Origin of the sequence: Flavobacterium sp., from assembly GCF_046073885.1 — a bacterium.
Taxonomy (GTDB): domain Bacteria; phylum Bacteroidota; class Bacteroidia; order Flavobacteriales; family Flavobacteriaceae; genus Flavobacterium.
The window spans coordinates 26973-44210 of sequence record NZ_JBJTND010000010.1; the positions used below are offsets into that span (position 1 = coordinate 26973).

Here is a 17238-nt window from a genome sequence, read left to right on the forward strand (position 1 = left end):
ATCTACCCAAATTTGGGGTGATAAGCGAATGTTTATAGCGCCTATATACTAGTTAGTGACTATTTTGTCAGAACTCAATAGGAATAAGGAAAAAATGAAGAAAATATTATTTTTTACAATAGGAATATTACTTTTAACAATAAAAAGTTTTGGGCAAAATAAGTCTGAAAATATAGTTTATATAGTAGATAAAATTACTGTTCGTGAAGACCCAGAAAAAGGTAACGAAATAACCGAAAGTGATATTGCAGATATGAATGTAATAAAAAACAAGGACAGTTTAAAAACTCTTGGTTTTGAGAAATTTGATGGAGCAATTTTCATTTATACAAAAGAATACAGAAAAAGACCAGAAGAAATAAAACAAATTCCATCTTCTAAACAGATGGAAAGAAAAAATGGCGTTTGGTATTATAATAATGAAATTTATAATGGAAAATTTATTGATTATTATTATAGTGGAAGAATTCAAGGAGAAGGAATATTGAAAAATGGAAAGCTTGAAGGTTTGCGCAAAATGTATTATCAAAACGGAAAATTATCTCTTGAAAGATTTTATACAAATTCCATTTCTGATGGACTTGAAAAAGAATATTATGAAGATGGAACTTTGAAACAAAAAGGCGTTTTAATAAATGGCAAAGAAGATGGAGTTTGGGAAAATTATTTTCCTAATGGAAATATAAAGCAGAGAACAAATTATAAAAACGGCGTAGTTAATGGAGAAAGTACAATTTTCTATTCAACAGGAAAGGTTTTATCAGTTGAGACTGGAGAAAACGGAAAAATTACTCCTGACAAAAGGCTTGAAAAAATTACTCAATTAATGAAAAAAAGTAATGAAAGTAATCAAAATGATGATAGAAAATCAGCAATTAAATATTGTAACAAAGTAATCGAATTGGATAGCGAATATGCGGAAGCATATTTTTCAAGAGGAACTTTGAAATTAAACGAAATGCAATTTGATGAAGCAATTGCCGATTTTGATAAAGCATTAATAATAGAACCATATATGACTTTTGCAATTGCGAACAGAGCGTTTGCCAGAATTAGAAAATATGAGTTTGGTGGTGATAGAAAATTACTTGAAAATAGTGAAGTAACTGTTATAGCTTCAAAAAAGAAAGCAGAAATTTCAGCATCTGAAAAAGAAAAGATTTGTTCAGATTTACAAAAGGCAATCAATTTAGGCGACAATAACGAAATGGTTTTAGAAGCAGAAAAGCAATATTGTAAATAGAAAAAACAGCCACTAACAGCAGTTACAAGAAATTGCTAGGCATGGGATTTATCAGAAATGGTAATTGTTGAAACAAACTTTTGTCTATATTTGTAATTGTCAGTGAATGAAATACGCAACTTCTTGTAGCTGCGAAACGTTCTGTGACATTGACCAAAATAACCTGAAAATAATAAAGTCAAAAAATGAATAAATTTTTAAAATCGATATTTATTAATGTTGGAATAATAATTATTTCTCAAACTATAAACTCTCAAAACAATGGTTTGAAAGTATTTACAAATTCTACAATCGCAAATGAACCTAACTTAAAATTAGGTTCAAGAATATTTTTATCAAATGTAGTTACTCCAAAAATAGGCAACTTTATTAGCTATAATTATGTAGATAATTCTTCAAAAAGAGAAACTAGAATTCATAGAATTTGCGGAATGGAAAATGATACTTTAGAAATTGTACATGGTATAGTATTCCTAAATAAAATCAATATTGATAGCGGGATCGATCATATTCATGCTTATAAAATATCCGAAAAACTATACAAAGAAATAAAATTAGCAGAAAATATTTCAGATGATTTTTTTGCTTTCAAGATTGATGAAAATAATGTCATATGCTATATTTCAGATTTAGTTGCTGTGAAGTATAAAGTCACTTCGGCAAGACAAATTGAAGAAAAAGGACAAGCAAATGAATACATTAAATCTATCTATAAAAGTGATTGGAATAAAGATAACTTTGGCCCTTTAATAATTCCAAAAGGGAAATTATTTCTAATCGGAGATAATAGAGATAATTCGGAAGATTCAAGATTTATTGGTTTAATTGATAAATCAGATGTGTTGGCAGTTTTGATTGGGAATTAAAAACGTCACACAACACACGCTACAAGCAATTATTTCATCCGTTCGCTGCGCTCGGGTGCGAATTTTGTGGTAAATTCACGTTTACATTTCGCAAGAATTTTTATCTTTAACAGAAAATAAAAAGTTCCGAACTTCGCAACTTCTTGTAGTTGCGGAACGTTAGCCGTCAGTTTGGCGGAACGCAGAAAAAAACGAAAAGTGAACAGAAAATTAATAATAAATTTAGTGTTGCCTTTAACAATAATAATCTTCTTACTTTTTTCGAAGTGGTGGATTGTAGATGTTGTTGATGGCACTGACGGAATAATGTATGGATTCCCATTTATATATAAAGCGCCAGCATTTTACACTTCTATGGCTGAAGAATATTTTATCCTAGAGTTAATTGCCGACTTAATAATTTATTTTGGAGTAATCTTTGGAATAGTTTACTTGATAAATAAATTTTTAATTGCATTTACAATTAGAAAATTAATCTCTGTTACTTTGTTTATTGTTGCATCTTTACTAATTAGTTTGGAATTGTTATTTGCTTTTATGCCAGAAAATAAGTTTTCATCAATAAGAGATTATGATATTGAAATAAAGCAAACAGGATTTGAATTTCCTTTTAATAACTCTGACAGAAAAGAGTTCGACAATTATCATAAATAAAAAACCGAACGGCTAACAGCGGTTTCTCGCAATTACTTCGTCCGTTCGCTACGCTCGGGTGTGAGTTTTTAGTAAGTTCACTTTTTTATATGGTAGTACGAAGTTATTGACTTCGTTTTTCTTCACAAAGCTCCGCTTTGAAAAAAGAAATGCAAATAAAATAAGTTCAAGCTCGCTCGATTATTTTAGTTGCATTTTGTTGTATTCGTGACCACGGTGGGATTTGAACCCACACGCCCTTGCGAGCACCACCCCCTCAAGATGGCGAGTCTACCGTTTCTCCACGTGGCCTTAAATAAAAAAAAGTCAAGCAAATGCTCGACTTTTTTTGTGACCCGACTGGGGCTCGAACCCAGGACCCCATCATTAAAAGTGATGTGCTCTACCGACTGAGCTATCGAGTCTTTTTTATTTTCCTTGAACGCGGGTGCAAATATATGACGATAATATTTATTTTTCAAAGCAATTTTGTTTTAAATTTGCCTTTTTTTATTATTATCTCTTAATGCCTTAGTATATAAGGTTTTATTCTATGAAAAAAGTTGTTTTGATTGGTTATATGGGCAGCGGAAAGTCGGTTATTGCGAGTCAATTAGCCCATAAATTGAACAGGACTTTCGTAGAATTGGACGCTTGTATTGAAAAAAAATGCAATCTTTCGGTGGCAGCGATTTTTGAAAAGCACGGCGAATTGTATTTTCGAAAACTAGAAAGAACACTTTTTTTAGAGCTGCTTCAAGATACCTCAAATGATTTTATAATTAGTACGGGTGGCGGAACTCCATGTTATTACAACAACCATGAGTTGCTGCAAGGAGAAGGTGTGGTTTCGATTTATTTAAAGGCTTCTATTGCTACCTTAACGAATCGGCTAGAGAAAGACCAAGCCAAACGTCCATTGTTGGCAAATATCAGCTCGAAAGACCTTTCAGAATTTATAGCCAAGCACCTTTTTGATAGAAATTATTATTACAATCAAGCAACCTACACGGTTAGTGTAGATCATAAAAGTGTAGAAGAAATTACGAATGAAATCGCCAATTTATTAGTTTAATACCGCGTAACTATCATTTTCATCAAAAACAACGGTTACATGTTCGAGTGACGAAGTTGACAAAGAAATGCCTTTAAAATCAACTTTAATTGGATATTTTTTATGATTTCGATCGACTAAAACGGCAGTTTTAAATTTCTTAATCGGCACTTCTAGAAAATGTTTAACCCCATACATTAAGGTAGAGCCCGAATTTAAAACATCATCAACCAGCACGATTCCTTTATTTTGGTATACTTCTTTAGCAATGGAAGTGCTAATTTCTGAATTGGGGTTTTGTTTGTTCATTTTCACCTCACACAGAATTACTTCAAGCGGAGCGATAGTTTGTAAAACTCGAGCAATTTTTTCAGCAAAAACATACCCATTAGAAGCAATTCCGGCAATAACAATGCTTTCCTCTTCTACGAAAGTTTCATAAATTTGAAAAGCGATACGCTTAATTTTGTGATCAATTTCAGTATGAGTTAATATTTTATTTGCTGTCATAAAAATAATTTTTGGTAAAGATAAAAAAGAGATTGTTTGTTGGGAATTGTTTTATGAAATATTACTTATTTATTCGATATCGGTATTGAATTCTAATTCATCCAAATCCCTTCGGTCTTTTTTGGTAGGTCTTCCAGTTCCGGTTTTTCTGTAATGTTCTTTTGATAATTTCAGTAATTCCAAATGGGCAAAGGCTTCGGCAGGGGTTTCATCTTTTCGATAAATAGCAACAAGTTTGGCGCCCACTCGATTATCTGGAATATCCAATACGGTAATTATGTGAACAATTTGGTCTTTTCTAAAGGTGATTTTATCTGTTGGAAAAACCTCTCGAGATGCTTTTGCTACTTGACCATTCACAGTAATGTGGTTCTTCTTGCAAGCTTCGGTAACCATATTTCGGGTTTTATAGTACCGCACACACCATAAATATTTATCTACTCTCATAAATTTATCTAAAATCAACGTTAAATCCTTTACAAAAATAAATCAATATTGTATCTTGCGCACTTAAATTTGATGAATAATGAATAATATTTTTAAAATACTTTCGGTTTTTGCAATTTGTGTAGGAATAGCAGCTTGTTCAAGTAGTTCGAGTACAGAGCCTGAGGTTCTGAGAGATTATGCTACCCAATATGCAACAGATCTTGCTTCTATCGATACTTACATTGATACGCATTATTTGACTTTTGATTCTGAATACAATGTTACCTTTGATACATTGTTGCCATCAAGTGGCCACTCTTCAATTCGTACCGATAGCGCTTTTCAATTAAAAGACACTACGGTAACCGAAGATGGTATTAATTACAAAATTTATTTCATCAAATTTAGAGAGGGAACAAAAGACCGTCCTACGCAAGTAGATTCTGTACACGTTTCTTACAAGGGAATAAAATTATTAAAAAGTACCACATTTGATCAAGCGGTTACACCTACTTGGTTCCGACTTCAGGAAGTAATTACTGGATGGTCTCATATTTTACCTAACTTCCATACAGGAACTTATACGCCAGGTACAGGAGGGAATCCAACTACTTTTGATAATTATGGTGCGGGTGTAATGTTTTTACCTTCAGGTCTTGCGTATTACAATTTTTCTGCAGGAACAATCCCAACGTATTCGCCAATTATCTTTTCATTTAAATTGCATGAATTACGATACAGAGATCAAGATGGAGATGGAGTATTATCTAAGGATGAGCGAAAGTTAGATCCTACGATTAGTCCGCTTATTCGATGGAAAGAAAATCCGGCTGATAATTTATATAAAAAGGACAACACGGGAGCGGTAGTAACTGATGTACCATTTTTAGATACGGATGGTGATGGTTATGCCAATATGTATGATATTGATGATGATGGAGATCACGTGATGACTCGTATAGAAATCAAAAATCCTTCGGGGGGATTGTACTTATATAATATGATTCCAGATTGTAGTGGTACTGCTACCAATCCGAATCGTGTTAGAAAACATATTGACCCAGCTTGTCATTAAAAAAAAATCCCGTTCAATTTGAACGGGATTTTTTTTATTATTTAGCTTCTAATTTTTTTCTTTCTATAATTAGTTTGTCCAGCTTCTTACCGTATAATGATTTTGCCACTTTGGGTGTCATTGATTTTTGAATGGTATCTAAGAATTTCAAATTGATGTCGTAAATTTCGGCAACAGCCAAATAAGGCGCTACCTCATAATCGGAATGATTTACAGCGAAATTGGTTGTGTAAAGGTATTTTCTTTTTAAAATAGCATCTTGTTCCTCCTGAATTTTAGCTAATTCAGCGGTGTTGTTGTTTTTGTAAGCAGTGAATCTTTTTTGAATTAATTCTAAATTTTGGTCTACATAGCGCGACACAACTTTTTTGTATTCATCATAAAGCTCCTGATTTTTTGAACCCGAAATTTTTGCATCGGCAGTGAAAAAATCCAATGAGGTATCAATATTGATAGTACCAGGCTCAACAAAGAAAGGCAAATTAGTATCTACCGAATTGGTAACTCCTCGGTCTATAAATAGATAGAGCATTTCTGGTGAATCAATTTTTAAATCACTTGTAAAATGCGAATCACCATCAATTTTTATAGTGTCAATTGCTACAAGTGAGGTGTCAACAATTCTTTGAATGTATAAAGTTCCTTTTTTGAATCCTTTAATATTTCCTGTAATGTGAAGGTTTTTATCTGTTTTTTTCTCCGAACAAGAGAAAAGAAAAGCAATAGATAATAAGGCGCTAATTGTTTTTTGCATGGTTTTTTATTTTCGGCAAAATAATAAAAAAATCCTCGATTTATAACATAAACCGAGGATTTAAATATGAAATAGTTTAGATTATTTTTTTAACCAAGCATCTTTAAGTGCTGCCTTTGAAGCATCTACATTAAAATACCCTTCAGATTCTTCAAATGATAAAATTACTTTTCCAGAAAGCGTCATTTCTTTTCCGTCTCTTTTAATTTTCATGGTTATTGCATCACCGTCTTTCCATGATTGCGCTGCGGTCATTAAATCAGAGATTTGATCTAAATTGTAATTTGTACCATTAATTGAAGTAATAATATCGTCACCAATTAATCCCAATTGAGTCAAGAAAGGACTCAAATCTGAATTTGATTTTACTTTGATTTCTTTGTTGCTCGTTCCGGTAATTCCAGCCGATTTTTTATAAATAAATGGATTGATTGCTTTTTTAATTTTAGATTTAGCTACTCCCATTTTTGCAAAGAAGGAATCATAGTTTATTGGTGTTGGTCCAGCAACATAGGTATTTAAAAATTCACCCACTTCTGGATAAGTAAATTCGGTTATTTTGGCAAACAAATCTTTGTCGTTAAAAGGTCTTTTTGGACCGTATTCATTGGTTAATTTTTGCATTAAATCCAATATCCCTCTTTCGCCATTGCTTTTTTCGCGAATAATAATATCCACACACATTCCGATTAATGCACCTTTTTCATATACATTTAAGTATTGGTCTTTGTAGGGTTCAACCAATACATTTTCACTCATTAAGGTGAATGGCATGGTATCATTTAAGCGTTTTGAATTATTGATTTTTCCAATCATTCTTTTGTAAAATGCCTCCTCTGTGATAAGTCCTTGATTTACTTGAAATAAGTTGGCAAAATATTCGGTTACTCCTTCATACATCCATAAATGTTGCGACATTTTTGGAGCATTAAAATCAAAATAATGTATTTCATTTGAATGTACACCTAGCGGAGTTACAATATGAAAAAATTCATGCGAAACCACATCGATTAGTTCTTTTCCAAGTGCAGAGTTTGGCATTAATTCAGGGAAAACTACCGAAGTCGAACTATTATGTTCCAAAGCACCAAATCCTTTAGCATCTTTAATATTCATGTCTGATAAATATAAAAGAACGGTATATCTTTTATTGGTGTTAATCGGACCTAAAAATTTCTTTTGAGCGCGCATGCATTTTTCTAAAGCAGGTGATAATTCTTTAGCAGAATGTTTGCCATTAGGGGAATATACGCTAAATAAAATATCCATTCCATCTACATTAAATGTTGTATAATCGGGAGCAGAATACATAATTGGGTTGTCCACTAAGTCATTATATCGCGCTACTGAAAACACATCCGATGTGGCGCTATTATCAGTATCCACTAGTGAAGTTGCTCCAAATAATGTTTCTGGGTGGGTAATAGTAACTTGGTAATTGATATCTTTCTTATTTTCAAAATAACCAACAAATCCATGGTTGTTAATTAAGAAATTCTTACCCTCAATGATGTTGGTTCCTGCAGGAGAAAACACTCCTTTTCCAAAACCTCCATTACCTTCAATATCAAAGGTATCGTTAACCCAATAGGTTACTTTGTTTAATTTGGATGCGTTTTTAATTTTCCATGAATTTTCATCCAATTTAGATACTTCAAGTGCATTTCCTTTGGAATCTAGAGCTGTGAAGTCATCTGTAAATTTTCCGTAATCATCAACAGAATAGGTTCCTGGGATGATTTTTGGTAGATTGTAAACGATTTCTTTTTCTGTAATTGCTGGAGCTAAAACAGTAACCTGAACTTTGTCGTCTTTAACATTGGTTAGGTCAATAGAGACAGCTACTTTCTGATTGTTTTTTGCTTGCGCCGAAGTTTGGTAACTAATAAACAAAGTTGCAATAGCTACTCCTAAAATAATTTTTTTCATAATTTCTAATTTGAATTATTCGTCTTGATATAATTGAATTTGTTACAATTAAATGGAATTAATAAATAGCGTTATACTAGAAATTAATTCAGGCATAACGGGTAGGTTGGGGTTGTTATATGATTTTAGATTGTCTTCATCTACTTTAATTTCTTTAAAAATATGATTCATATTTTCAATGATTTTTAATTCAGATTTTGGATAAGCAGCATGCAGTAATTCGGCATCACTTGGAGGAACCTGAATGTCTTTAGTTCCATTTATAACTAATATTGGAATAGAAAGTTTAGCAATTTCTACTTGCGGATTGTATTTAATCCATGAGATGATATAGGGTTGCACATTTTCTCTAAATAGAGAGCTTAACATAGGGTTTTTACTTTCAAAAGTTTTGCCTTGTTTTAAGGAAGCGAGCCCCTTTTGCGCCTCTTCTTTTATTGAAGGTGATTGTTTTGTTAATTGTTCAAGTAATACTTCGTCTATAGATCTACCTGCTCCAGCAATTGAAATATAACCATCGGCATTATTTAGAGCAGCAACCATCCCAATAAGAGAACCTTCACTATGACCGGCAATGATAATTTTAGAATATTTTTTTTGTGATCTAAAATAGGTTGCCACATCTTTGGCGTCTTTGATAAAATCTTCAAATGATAACGTTTTTTCATCTAAAGTTTTGGCAATCATTTGTGCGAAAATTCTTTTATCATAACTATATACGGCAATTCCGTTTTTTGCCAAACCCTCTGCTAAAAATTTCAAAGAATTGTTGATGCCGCCAACGGTACTGTTTCCACTTCGGTTAGTAGGGCCTGAACCTGCAATTAAAATAACTAGTTTAGTATTGGAAGCTTCCTTTTGAGGAGAAAAGAGGGTTCCTTTAATAAGGGAATTCACTTCTATTTCTTGTTTTGTAATGGTTTCTTGTGAAAAAGCAATGCTATTAATAAGTAACAGAAGCCAAAATAGTTTTTTCATAACATTTAAATTTAAAACAAAATTACGTTTTTGTTCCTACATTAAGTGTTAAAAAAAAGCGATAATTACTTATCGCTTCGAGATTTTATTATGGGTAATTTGTCTTTGTAGTTTGCATTTAAATCGATCAATTCCGTTTACGCGCAATTTTGCATGCTTAGTTGCTCTGCCTTGCACACGTTCGCGCCACATTCTGAAACTTGACGCTTTCATTTCGCGTCGCATAATTGCAATAGTTTCTTGTTCGGAGATTCCAAATTGAAAGGTTATGGCTTCAAATGGGGTTCGGTCTTCCCATGCCATTTCAATGATACGATCAATTTCAATTTCGGTGAATTGTTTTTCTTGCATGGTGCAAAATTCGATAGAAAACTAAAAAACTCTTGTTGAACAAGAGTTAAATTTTTAATCGAATTTGTTTTTCATGTAATATTTACCGTCCAAATCGTCAAAATCATCGTCAACCATTGGTTTTGGCTTTGGTTTGCTTGCGGTAACTTTCTTTTTCCAAAGTTCGAAGTTGTCTTTGGATAATCTTTTTCGCATTAATTCGGTTACTTCATTTTCGGTAATTCCAAATTCTGCTTTCAATACTTCAAAAGGTTTTCTTTCCTCTTGGGCCATGCTGATAACACGTTCTATTTGTTCGTTGTCTAGCTCTACTCTTTTACTTTTTTTCATTAGTCGAAAAGCACTGTTAGTGTTAATGGTATTATTTGTGATTCAATTATAATTCAATATTAAGAAAAAAAATAATTACTTTTTTATGTTCAATTAAATTTATAATAGTTAAAAATAAAAAAAATGGTTCAAAATTAAATTTGAAATCTAAGATTTTTGGAAATGCTTCGTTAAGTAATAGGAATTTACACACAAAATAAATGCATTTGTAATAATAATGGGCCAAGAAATTGCCAACATCACACCATAGATAATAAACAAAACCGCACCTATAGAATTGATGATTCTTAAAGTTATTATGTTTTTCATTAAAAAAGAGATCATTAATATTAGTGAGGCTAAATAGCCAATCAATTCGGTGGGTGTGAAATTCAAAATATATATTAATTAAGGTTATATACAAATATACTTATTTCTGTTATTAATTTTTAATTCTGTTATTGGAATTTACGTTGTCACATTAATTGATTCAAAAGAAAAAAAACCGAACTTTGTATAAATTTTATATTATGATAGTAAATCCTAAGAATGGAGTAGATCAACTTCTTTTTGGCATGAAGCAAAAAGAGGTTATTGCTTTGTATGGTTCCCCCGATAAGCAATTTGAAGATGATGATCACAACATTATTTATTTATATAACAAGCAACAAATTAGAATTAGCTTCTATGAAGATGAACAAATGAGGTTAGGATATATTATTACCTCACATCCGGAGGCAACTTTGTTGGGTAAGAAAATTCTGGGTAGGGAAGTAGCTGAGGTAAAAAATGAATTGCCATTTAAAACTTGGGAGCAAGAAGATTTTGATTCCACCGAAAACCATTTTAATGAAAGCAATTGGTTGGTTTTGCAATCGGAATATGGCAAAATCATTCGTATTGAAATTGGTGCTATCATAAATGATAATGACGAATTTGAATGGAAGTTTAAATAAAAAAAGCCCTCATTTGAGGGCTTTTTTTTAGTTGTTTATTTTGATTAATTCCACTTCAAAAATCAAATCGGCTTTTGGAGGAATTACCCCGCCTGCACCGCGATCACCATAAGCTAAGTTATAAGGAATAAAAAATTTATATTTCGCTCCTTCTTTCATTAATTGAACTCCTTCTGTCCAGCCTGGAATAACTTGGTTTAAACCAAAATCAATTGGTTGACCACGTTGAACACTACTGTCAAATACTTTTCCGTCAAGGAAAGAACCTGTATAATGAACTTTTACATTACTAGTCGCTACAGGCATTGCACCTGTACCTTCTTGTAAAACTATATATTTTAATCCGCTAGCTGTAGTAGTGGCATTGGCAAAATCTTTAGCTACTTTTTCATAAGCAATCGCTCTTGCTGCAGCATCTTTTTCTGCTTGAATTCGTTCTTCTTCTGCTTTACCAGCAAAATAATCTGAAAATACTTTAGAAGCATTAAATTTATTTGCATCCGCTCCTTTTCTAGTGATGGTTACTTTAGTCATAACATCGTCTTGTGCAATTGCGTTTACTACATCCTGACCAGTTACTACATATCCGAAAATAGTGTGTTTTCCTGTTAACCAAGGGGTGTCTTTATGGGTGATGAAAAATTGTGAACCATTGGTTTTCGGACCTGAATTGGCCATTGCTAAAATTCCAGCTTTATCAAATTTAGCATCTGTAAATTCATCTTTAAATGCGTAACCAGGACCACCTTGTCCGTTACCGTCTGGATCCCCACCCTGAATCATAAAGTCTTTAATAACTCGGTGAAATTTCAATCCGTCATAAAATTTTCTTCCTTTATATTTATCTGCAACTTGGGTGTTAGTACCCTCTGCAAGTGCTATAAAGTTAGCTACTGTTACTGGCGTTTTTTGGTATTCTAATTTGATTAAAATTTTCCCTTTTGCAGTTTCTATTTCTGCAAAAATTCCTTCTTTCGTGCTAATAGCTGGTGCAGCAGGTCCAGAAGTTGTAAGTTGTGGTTTAGCTACAACCGCAGTTGTTTTGGTGGTAGCTTTTTTTGTTTGAGCATTTGCAATGGTTAATCCTAATAGAAATAACAAAGCAATATTAAATTTAATTCTCATGGGTAATTATTTAAATTGATTTATATTAAGGTTGAAATTTATTTGATTAATTCTACTTCAAAAATTAAATTGGCATTCGGTGGAATTACATTTCCAGCGCCATTTTCGCCATAACCTAAGTTAGACGGAATGAAAAGTAGTGCTTTATCGCCAATATTTAGTTTGCTTAATCCTTCTTCAAATCCCGGAATCATGCCGCCTTTAGATCCATATTCATAGGGAAGTGGCATGTAACCGTTTTGAGCAGCTCTTTGTGGATCTAGTTTTCCAAAAGTTGCTGCTATCTCAGGATCGCTGGTGTCAAATAACATTCCGTTTTCTAAGTAACCTGAATATTTTACATTGACCATGCTCCCATTTGCCGGTTTTTTTCCTGATCCTTTTTGGAACACAGCAATTTCTAATCCAGTACTTGTTTTGGTAGCAGTAGCTTTATTTCTTGCAAAGAAAGTCAACTTTTCGGCCACTACTTTTTTATAGGTTGCCGCGTAAATTGCTTCTTGTTTTTTTTGATTTTCTAATTCAGTTTTGAAATAATCGCTGAAGATTTTTACGGCATCAAATTTTTTAGCAGCTTCTCCTTTACGGATAATTTTAACTGAGTTGATTGCATCATCTTGAATAATTGAATTTACAGTTTTCATTCCGTTTTCAATCACACGACCAAAAATCGTATGCTTTCCGTCAAGCCAAGGCGTATCTTTTATGGTGATAAAAAACTGACTTCCATTTGTTCCCGGACCTGAGTTTGCCATTGCAAGTAAACCGGCTTTGTCAAATTTCAAATCGGTAATTTCATCTTTAAATTTAAATCCAGCATCACCCGATCCATTTCCTAACGGATCCCCACCTTGAATCATAAAATCTTCTACATCACCATTGGTTTTAGAAATTACACGGTGAAATTTTAAACCATCATACAAGGGTTTGTCCTTATATTCTTCAGCAACAAATGGGTTATTTCCTTCTGCTAATGTTATGAAGTTAGCAACGGTTACAGGCGTTTTTTGGTATTCCAATTCAACTAAAATGGTTCCTTTTGCCGTTTCAATTTCAGCATAGATTCCGTCTTTTAAATTAGGGTGTTTGTTGTCCTTGCATCCTGAAAATAAAATGACTAGGAGTAGGGTTACGAAACTTGCAATTCTTTTCATTATTCTTCAGTTGTTTTATTTTCGTTTTTAATATCATTTAAAGTTACGGTACAAATAATAGGTTCATTAGTTCCAATTCTTCGATTGTCACCGTGATAGCCATAAGCCATGTGAGAAGGAAATAAGAAAGTTACTTTTTCCGATTTTTTCATTAATTTGATTCCGTGTCGCAATCCCATCAAAATATTTTGTTTGTCTACAACATAGTTTTGAGGTTTTAATTCCAATTGCGAATAAATTACATTGCCATCTAAATCTTTTATTTCATAATCAAAGCAAGCAATATCACCTTTCTTTGGATGGATGGTATCTTTATCGCTTTTGTTTTCATAATAGTACCAATAGCCTTTTTGGGAAGCGATGTATTTTACATCTGGATTGCTTTTAATGATGGAATCAATTTTATTCTCTTCACCTTTAATTAATTTAATATTTCGTTCTGCCGAAGCCTTTAAAAATTCTCCAGAAGAATGCGAAATAGGCATTCTTGCCTGTTGTTGTTTGCAACTAGCGAACAAGATTATGATTACAAATAGTACTAAATTACTTTTTAAATTTCTCATGCTAGATGGTTGTTTTTGATAAAATGGATTCAAATTTTTCAATGGTTTTTTCTAGAGAATCATACGATTTTCCTCCGGCAGCATTAATGTGACCACCACCATTAAAGTGATTTCGAGCAAATTGATTTACATCAAAATTTCCTTGCGATCTAAAAGATATTTTAACGATGTTTTCCTCTTTATGCTCTATAAAAATAGCTGCAAATACAATGCCTTTTATGGTTAAACCATAGTTTACAATACCTTCGGTATCGCCTTTAACGTAATTAAACTCGTCTAATTCTTTTTGCGAAAGCGAAATATAGGATGTTTTTAACTCCGGGATAACCTTCATGTTCTGTAACGCTCTTCCTAAAAGTTGTAGTCGATCATACGAATTGTTGTCAAATAGAAGATTCGGAATTTCAGAATTATCAATACCTAAATCAATAAACTCGGCGGCAATGCGATGGGTGGTACCCGTAGTTTTTGGAAATCGGAATCCCCCCGAATCGGTTAATATTCCGGTGTACAAACACGTAGCAATGGTTTTATCGATTAAAGCTTTTTGGTTTAAAAATCCGATGAAATTGTAAATCATTTCACAAGTTGAACCAAAAGCAGTATCCGAATAAGTATAGGTTGCGTAGGTATCGGGTAATTGGTGGTGGTCTATCATCACCATTGGAACAGTGAGTTTATTTAAAACGTGTTCCATTTCGCCGGTGCGGTGCAAGGCATTAAAATCTAAAGTAAAAACAAGCTCCTGCTCTTGAAGGAGTTTGGTCACTTTTTCTCGTTCGTTTTCATAAACCAAAACCTTTTCTGAAGCGGGCATCCAAGCTAAAAAATCCGGGAAATCATTGGGTGCAATTACAACAGGCTGGTGGTTTAATTTCAATAATAAATGATACAAACCAAGTGTAGAACCCATTGCATCGCCATCCGGACTTCGATGCGGAATAATGGCAATTTTTTTTGGCGTTGCCAATAATTCGGTAAGTGCTTGAATGTCTTTTTCGTTCATAGGATGCGAAATTACATTTTTTTGTGTTAAAAAAATGTTATTTGGAAACAAAAAGACCAAACCAAACCGCAAAGATCCCAAGGACTACACTCAGTGCAATATAGCTAAATGCCAGCAGGGATTGGTTGGATTGAAGTAGGGAATGATTTTCTAAACCAAATGTAGAAAATGTGGTGTAACCTCCGCAAAAACCAGTCACTAAAAACCACTTTAAATTTCCATTGGCTAAGTTGTTTTTTTCAAGTAAACCAATAAATATTCCAATGATAAAACACCCTAAAACATTGGTTAAAAAGGTGGCTAAAGGAAAAGATTGGTTCCAATATTTAGACACTAATACCGATGTTAAGTATCGTAAAACACTTCCAATAGCACCGCCAAGACCAATGTAAAAAATTGTTTTTATCATAAAGGTTTATTTGATTTCAAATGTACTATTTATTATTAATATTAATATTAGTGATTTATTTCAAAATAAAACTTCCCCAAATAGGTGCATGATCGGAGATTTTTCGAGCTTCTTTTAGCGTATTGAAACTTTCGTAAAAAGGAATTACTCCGGATTGAGTGATTTTCATTTTTTGTGGATTGAAAAACATAGTATCGTATTCGGAGGCCAAACAATCATTTTGAATGCACTTTTGGCGTAAGCTAGTTTTTTGATTTACTAAGCTTGAAGAATACCCCATTTTCTTTAAAGGCGCAAATACCGTATGCGATTGCGGACAATTAAAATCTCCCATAAAGATAAGATTCAGTTTTGGATATAAAGAAGGGTATGTTTTGAAATATTTAATTTCACTGGCCGGGTTTTTCTTCTTAGGAACAGCATGAAAAGTAGCAATGGTAAATTGTTTTCCTTGGTATTCAAATGTGCTAAAATAAGGCTCTCGGTCTATTTCTACTTTATAATTCAAATCCAACCAACAGCGTCCTATTTTTTTTACTTTGGAAGTTTTCCAAATAAAAGCATAGCGTTCTATACTGGAGTGGTTGTCACTAGTTGTAGGATCGCTAATGTTATAATCCCAATGAAATCCTTTATTTTGTAAAATAGCAGCTAATCGAGCAACTGCTTGTGCGCCACCATTTCCGGCAACTACTTCTTGAATCGCGATTACATCGTACTTGTTGATGGTGTTTGCAATAAATTCTAATTCACTGTTTGATTTAGATTTTCCAAAATTCATTAAGTTCCAACTGCAAATAGTTACCTGCGAAAAAAACAGTGAACTATTTAAAATGAAAATAAGAACAATAAAATATTTTTTTGCATTTGCCTTCATAAAACCAATAAATTGTGTTGCTAATTTAATGATAAATTTATTCGAAAATACATTTTTTAATTTAACTAAGATTAGTACTTTTGCGCATGCAACACAACGTACTTATTTTAGATTTCGGATCGCAATACACTCAATTAATTGCACGCCGCGTTCGCGAATTAAATATATTCTGCGAAATTTTCCCTTATAACAATTATCCTAAAGATTTATCTTCGTATAAAGCCATTATACTTGGTGGAAGTCCGTATTCGGTTCGTTCTGAAGATGCTTTACAAATCGATTTATCGCACATTCGAGGCAAATTTCCGTTGCTTGCCGTGTGTTATGGAGCGCAATATTTAGCCCATTTTTCGGGTGGTGAAGTTGCTGCTTCCAATATTAGAGAATACGGTAGAGCCAATTTGGAATACATTAAAGAAGGAGAAATTTTCTTTGATAATGTGAACCTAAATTCGCAGGTTTGGATGAGTCATAGCGACACCATCAAACACTTGCCAAGTAAAGGAGTGAAATTGGCCAGCACCCATGATGTGGAAAATGCTGCATATAGAATTGAAGGCGAGACTACCTATGCAATTCAGTTTCATCCCGAGGTATATCACTCAACAGATGGAAAACAAATTTTGGAAAACTTCTTAGTGAAGATTGCTGAAGTGCCTCAAAATTTTACTTCCAATGCTTTTGTGGAAGATTGTGTTAAAGATTTAAAAGAAAAAATTCAAGACGATAAAGTGGTACTTGGTCTTTCGGGTGGAGTTGATTCAACCGTAGCTGCTGTATTATTGAATAAAGCCATTGGAAAAAATTTATATTGCATTTTCGTTAACAACGGATTACTCCGCAAGAATGAATTTGAAAATGTATTGCATCAATACAAAGACATGGGGTTGAATGTTAAAGGAGTTGATGCTTCAGCAAGATTCATGAAGGCTTTGGATGGAGTTGAAGATCCCGAAACCAAAAGAAAAGCCATCGGAAACGCCTTTATCGAAGTCTTTGATGAAGAAGCACATTTAA

General features: G+C 33.0%; 21 protein-coding genes and 2 tRNA genes. 7 read left to right on the forward strand and 16 right to left on the reverse strand.

What is annotated here, in order from left to right; all coding sequences use genetic code 11:
- Positions 1-94 precede the first annotated feature (94 nt).
- The 3 genes from ACKOWY_RS01130 to ACKOWY_RS01140 all read left to right on the forward strand — a co-directional run bounded on the left by ACKOWY_RS01130 (position 95) and on the right by ACKOWY_RS01140 (position 2763).
- Complete coding sequence (locus ACKOWY_RS01130) at positions 95-1243, forward strand: hypothetical protein (RefSeq protein ID WP_408939602.1); 1149 nt, start codon at positions 95-97, stop codon at positions 1241-1243.
- Between the two features lie 185 nt (positions 1244-1428).
- The gene (lepB, locus tag ACKOWY_RS01135) at positions 1429-2109 is read left to right on the forward strand and encodes a signal peptidase I (RefSeq protein WP_408939603.1); all 681 of its coding nucleotides are present in this window, start codon (positions 1429-1431) and stop codon (positions 2107-2109) included.
- A gap of 198 nt (positions 2110-2307) precedes the next feature.
- A complete protein-coding gene (locus ACKOWY_RS01140; protein ID WP_408939604.1) occupies positions 2308-2763 on the forward strand; it encodes a hypothetical protein in 456 nt (151 codons plus the stop codon).
- 208 nt (positions 2764-2971) lie between these two features.
- Here ACKOWY_RS01140 and ACKOWY_RS01145 read toward each other — a convergent pair.
- Together ACKOWY_RS01145 and ACKOWY_RS01150 are read right to left on the reverse strand one after the other, a co-directional pair.
- Positions 2972-3054, reverse strand: a tRNA-Leu gene (locus tag ACKOWY_RS01145).
- 40 nt (positions 3055-3094) lie between these two features.
- Positions 3095-3167 (reverse strand) — tRNA-Lys (locus ACKOWY_RS01150).
- A 128-nt stretch (positions 3168-3295) separates the two neighbouring features.
- Here ACKOWY_RS01150 and ACKOWY_RS01155 point away from each other — a divergent pair.
- The gene (locus ACKOWY_RS01155; RefSeq protein ID WP_408939605.1) at positions 3296-3817 is read left to right on the forward strand and encodes a shikimate kinase; all 522 of its coding nucleotides are present in this window, start codon (positions 3296-3298) and stop codon (positions 3815-3817) included.
- On the opposite strand, the gene ACKOWY_RS01160 is transcribed toward ACKOWY_RS01155, so the two are convergent.
- Complete coding sequence (locus tag ACKOWY_RS01160; protein ID WP_408939606.1) at positions 3809-4306, reverse strand: phosphoribosyltransferase family protein; 498 nt, start codon at positions 4304-4306, stop codon at positions 3809-3811. The two genes, ACKOWY_RS01155 and ACKOWY_RS01160, sit on opposite strands and share 9 nt — an antisense overlap.
- Before the next feature lie 69 nt (positions 4307-4375).
- Positions 4376-4753: an RNA-binding S4 domain-containing protein gene (locus ACKOWY_RS01165; protein ID WP_408939607.1), complete on the reverse strand. Its 378-nt coding sequence runs from the start codon at positions 4751-4753 to the stop codon at positions 4376-4378.
- Between the two features lie 79 nt (positions 4754-4832).
- On the opposite strand from ACKOWY_RS01165, the gene ACKOWY_RS01170 reads away from it, so the two are divergent.
- Positions 4833-5810 carry an FKBP-type peptidyl-prolyl cis-trans isomerase gene (locus ACKOWY_RS01170; RefSeq protein ID WP_408939608.1) on the forward strand — a complete coding sequence of 326 codons (978 nt, stop codon included), beginning with the start codon at positions 4833-4835 and terminating at the stop codon, positions 5808-5810.
- A gap of 37 nt (positions 5811-5847) precedes the next feature.
- Here ACKOWY_RS01170 and ACKOWY_RS01175 read toward each other — a convergent pair whose 3' ends face one another.
- The 6 genes from ACKOWY_RS01175 to ACKOWY_RS01200 all read right to left on the reverse strand — a co-directional run bounded on the left by ACKOWY_RS01175 (position 5848) and on the right by ACKOWY_RS01200 (position 10461).
- Positions 5848-6564, reverse strand: coding sequence for a DUF4369 domain-containing protein (locus tag ACKOWY_RS01175; RefSeq protein WP_408939609.1), 717 nt, complete (start codon positions 6562-6564; stop codon positions 5848-5850).
- Positions 6565-6645: 81 nt separating this feature from the next.
- Positions 6646-8493: a peptidase M61 gene (locus ACKOWY_RS01180; protein ID WP_408939610.1), complete on the reverse strand. Its 1848-nt coding sequence runs from the start codon at positions 8491-8493 to the stop codon at positions 6646-6648.
- 48 nt (positions 8494-8541) lie between these two features.
- A complete protein-coding gene (locus ACKOWY_RS01185; protein ID WP_408939611.1) occupies positions 8542-9471 on the reverse strand; it encodes an alpha/beta hydrolase in 930 nt (309 codons plus the stop codon).
- A 69-nt stretch (positions 9472-9540) separates the two neighbouring features.
- Positions 9541-9822 carry a TIGR03643 family protein gene (locus tag ACKOWY_RS01190; RefSeq protein WP_408939612.1) on the reverse strand — a complete coding sequence of 94 codons (282 nt, stop codon included), beginning with the start codon at positions 9820-9822 and terminating at the stop codon, positions 9541-9543.
- A gap of 54 nt (positions 9823-9876) precedes the next feature.
- Entirely contained in the window at positions 9877-10152 is a 276-nt protein-coding gene (locus ACKOWY_RS01195) for a TIGR03643 family protein (protein ID WP_396146555.1), read from the reverse strand.
- A gap of 147 nt (positions 10153-10299) precedes the next feature.
- Positions 10300-10461 (reverse strand): hypothetical protein, encoded by a 162-nt coding sequence (locus ACKOWY_RS01200; RefSeq protein WP_408939613.1) that lies wholly within the window; start codon positions 10459-10461, stop codon positions 10300-10302.
- Positions 10462-10661: 200 nt separating this feature from the next.
- Between ACKOWY_RS01200 and ACKOWY_RS01205 the strand changes: the two genes are divergently transcribed.
- Positions 10662-11087 carry a hypothetical protein gene (locus tag ACKOWY_RS01205; protein WP_408939614.1) on the forward strand — a complete coding sequence of 142 codons (426 nt, stop codon included), beginning with the start codon at positions 10662-10664 and terminating at the stop codon, positions 11085-11087.
- A gap of 27 nt (positions 11088-11114) precedes the next feature.
- On the opposite strand, the gene ACKOWY_RS01210 is transcribed toward ACKOWY_RS01205, so the two are convergent.
- The 6 genes from ACKOWY_RS01210 to ACKOWY_RS01235 are packed head-to-tail and all read right to left on the reverse strand — an operon-like array spanning position 11115 to position 16221.
- Positions 11115-12212: a peptidylprolyl isomerase gene (locus tag ACKOWY_RS01210; protein ID WP_408939615.1), complete on the reverse strand. Its 1098-nt coding sequence runs from the start codon at positions 12210-12212 to the stop codon at positions 11115-11117.
- Between the two features lie 38 nt (positions 12213-12250).
- The gene (locus ACKOWY_RS01215) at positions 12251-13366 is read right to left on the reverse strand and encodes a peptidylprolyl isomerase (RefSeq protein ID WP_408939616.1); all 1116 of its coding nucleotides are present in this window, start codon (positions 13364-13366) and stop codon (positions 12251-12253) included.
- Complete coding sequence (gene gldI, locus ACKOWY_RS01220; RefSeq protein WP_408939617.1) at positions 13366-13929, reverse strand: gliding motility-associated peptidyl-prolyl isomerase GldI; 564 nt, start codon at positions 13927-13929, stop codon at positions 13366-13368. Before gldI ends, ACKOWY_RS01215 begins: the two co-directional genes overlap by 1 nt.
- A 1-nt stretch (position 13930) precedes the next feature.
- Positions 13931-14935, reverse strand: coding sequence for a DHH family phosphoesterase (locus tag ACKOWY_RS01225; protein WP_408939618.1), 1005 nt, complete (start codon positions 14933-14935; stop codon positions 13931-13933).
- Positions 14936-14972: 37 nt separating this feature from the next.
- Positions 14973-15344 carry a fluoride efflux transporter CrcB gene (crcB, locus tag ACKOWY_RS01230; RefSeq protein ID WP_408939619.1) on the reverse strand — a complete coding sequence of 124 codons (372 nt, stop codon included), beginning with the start codon at positions 15342-15344 and terminating at the stop codon, positions 14973-14975.
- Positions 15345-15399: 55 nt separating this feature from the next.
- Positions 15400-16221 (reverse strand): endonuclease/exonuclease/phosphatase family protein, encoded by an 822-nt coding sequence (locus tag ACKOWY_RS01235; protein WP_408939620.1) that lies wholly within the window; start codon positions 16219-16221, stop codon positions 15400-15402.
- A gap of 86 nt (positions 16222-16307) precedes the next feature.
- Here ACKOWY_RS01235 and guaA point away from each other — a divergent pair.
- Positions 16308-17238, forward strand: a 931-nt coding sequence (gene guaA, locus ACKOWY_RS01240; protein WP_408939621.1) for a glutamine-hydrolyzing GMP synthase, incomplete at its 3' end; no start/stop codon positions are given.

What these genes read in the sequence shown, in the direction of transcription:
- ACKOWY_RS01130 (WP_408939602.1), top strand. Translation starts at nt 95, where the DNA reads ATGAAGAAAATATTATTTTTTACAATAGGAATATTACTTTTAACAATA.
- lepB (WP_408939603.1), top strand. Translation starts at nt 1,429, where the DNA reads ATGAATAAATTTTTAAAATCGATATTTATTAATGTTGGAATAATAATT.
- ACKOWY_RS01155 (WP_408939605.1), top strand. Translation starts at nt 3,296, where the DNA reads ATGAAAAAAGTTGTTTTGATTGGTTATATGGGCAGCGGAAAGTCGGTT.
- ACKOWY_RS01160 (WP_408939606.1), bottom strand. Translation starts at nt 4,306, where the DNA reads ATGACAGCAAATAAAATATTAACTCATACTGAAATTGATCACAAAATT.
- ACKOWY_RS01165 (WP_408939607.1), bottom strand. Translation starts at nt 4,753, where the DNA reads ATGAGAGTAGATAAATATTTATGGTGTGTGCGGTACTATAAAACCCGA.
- ACKOWY_RS01170 (WP_408939608.1), top strand. Translation starts at nt 4,833, where the DNA reads ATGAATAATATTTTTAAAATACTTTCGGTTTTTGCAATTTGTGTAGGA.
- ACKOWY_RS01175 (WP_408939609.1), bottom strand. Translation starts at nt 6,564, where the DNA reads ATGCAAAAAACAATTAGCGCCTTATTATCTATTGCTTTTCTTTTCTCT.
- ACKOWY_RS01180 (WP_408939610.1), bottom strand. Translation starts at nt 8,493, where the DNA reads ATGAAAAAAATTATTTTAGGAGTAGCTATTGCAACTTTGTTTATTAGT.
- ACKOWY_RS01185 (WP_408939611.1), bottom strand. Translation starts at nt 9,471, where the DNA reads ATGAAAAAACTATTTTGGCTTCTGTTACTTATTAATAGCATTGCTTTT.
- ACKOWY_RS01190 (WP_408939612.1), bottom strand. Translation starts at nt 9,822, where the DNA reads ATGCAAGAAAAACAATTCACCGAAATTGAAATTGATCGTATCATTGAA.
- ACKOWY_RS01195 (WP_396146555.1), bottom strand. Translation starts at nt 10,152, where the DNA reads ATGAAAAAAAGTAAAAGAGTAGAGCTAGACAACGAACAAATAGAACGT.
- ACKOWY_RS01200 (WP_408939613.1), bottom strand. Translation starts at nt 10,461, where the DNA reads ATGAAAAACATAATAACTTTAAGAATCATCAATTCTATAGGTGCGGTT.
- ACKOWY_RS01205 (WP_408939614.1), top strand. Translation starts at nt 10,662, where the DNA reads ATGATAGTAAATCCTAAGAATGGAGTAGATCAACTTCTTTTTGGCATG.
- ACKOWY_RS01210 (WP_408939615.1), bottom strand. Translation starts at nt 12,212, where the DNA reads ATGAGAATTAAATTTAATATTGCTTTGTTATTTCTATTAGGATTAACC.
- ACKOWY_RS01215 (WP_408939616.1), bottom strand. Translation starts at nt 13,366, where the DNA reads ATGAAAAGAATTGCAAGTTTCGTAACCCTACTCCTAGTCATTTTATTT.
- gldI (WP_408939617.1), bottom strand. Translation starts at nt 13,929, where the DNA reads ATGAGAAATTTAAAAAGTAATTTAGTACTATTTGTAATCATAATCTTG.
- ACKOWY_RS01225 (WP_408939618.1), bottom strand. Translation starts at nt 14,935, where the DNA reads ATGAACGAAAAAGACATTCAAGCACTTACCGAATTATTGGCAACGCCA.
- crcB (WP_408939619.1), bottom strand. Translation starts at nt 15,344, where the DNA reads ATGATAAAAACAATTTTTTACATTGGTCTTGGCGGTGCTATTGGAAGT.
- ACKOWY_RS01235 (WP_408939620.1), bottom strand. Translation starts at nt 16,221, where the DNA reads ATGAAGGCAAATGCAAAAAAATATTTTATTGTTCTTATTTTCATTTTA.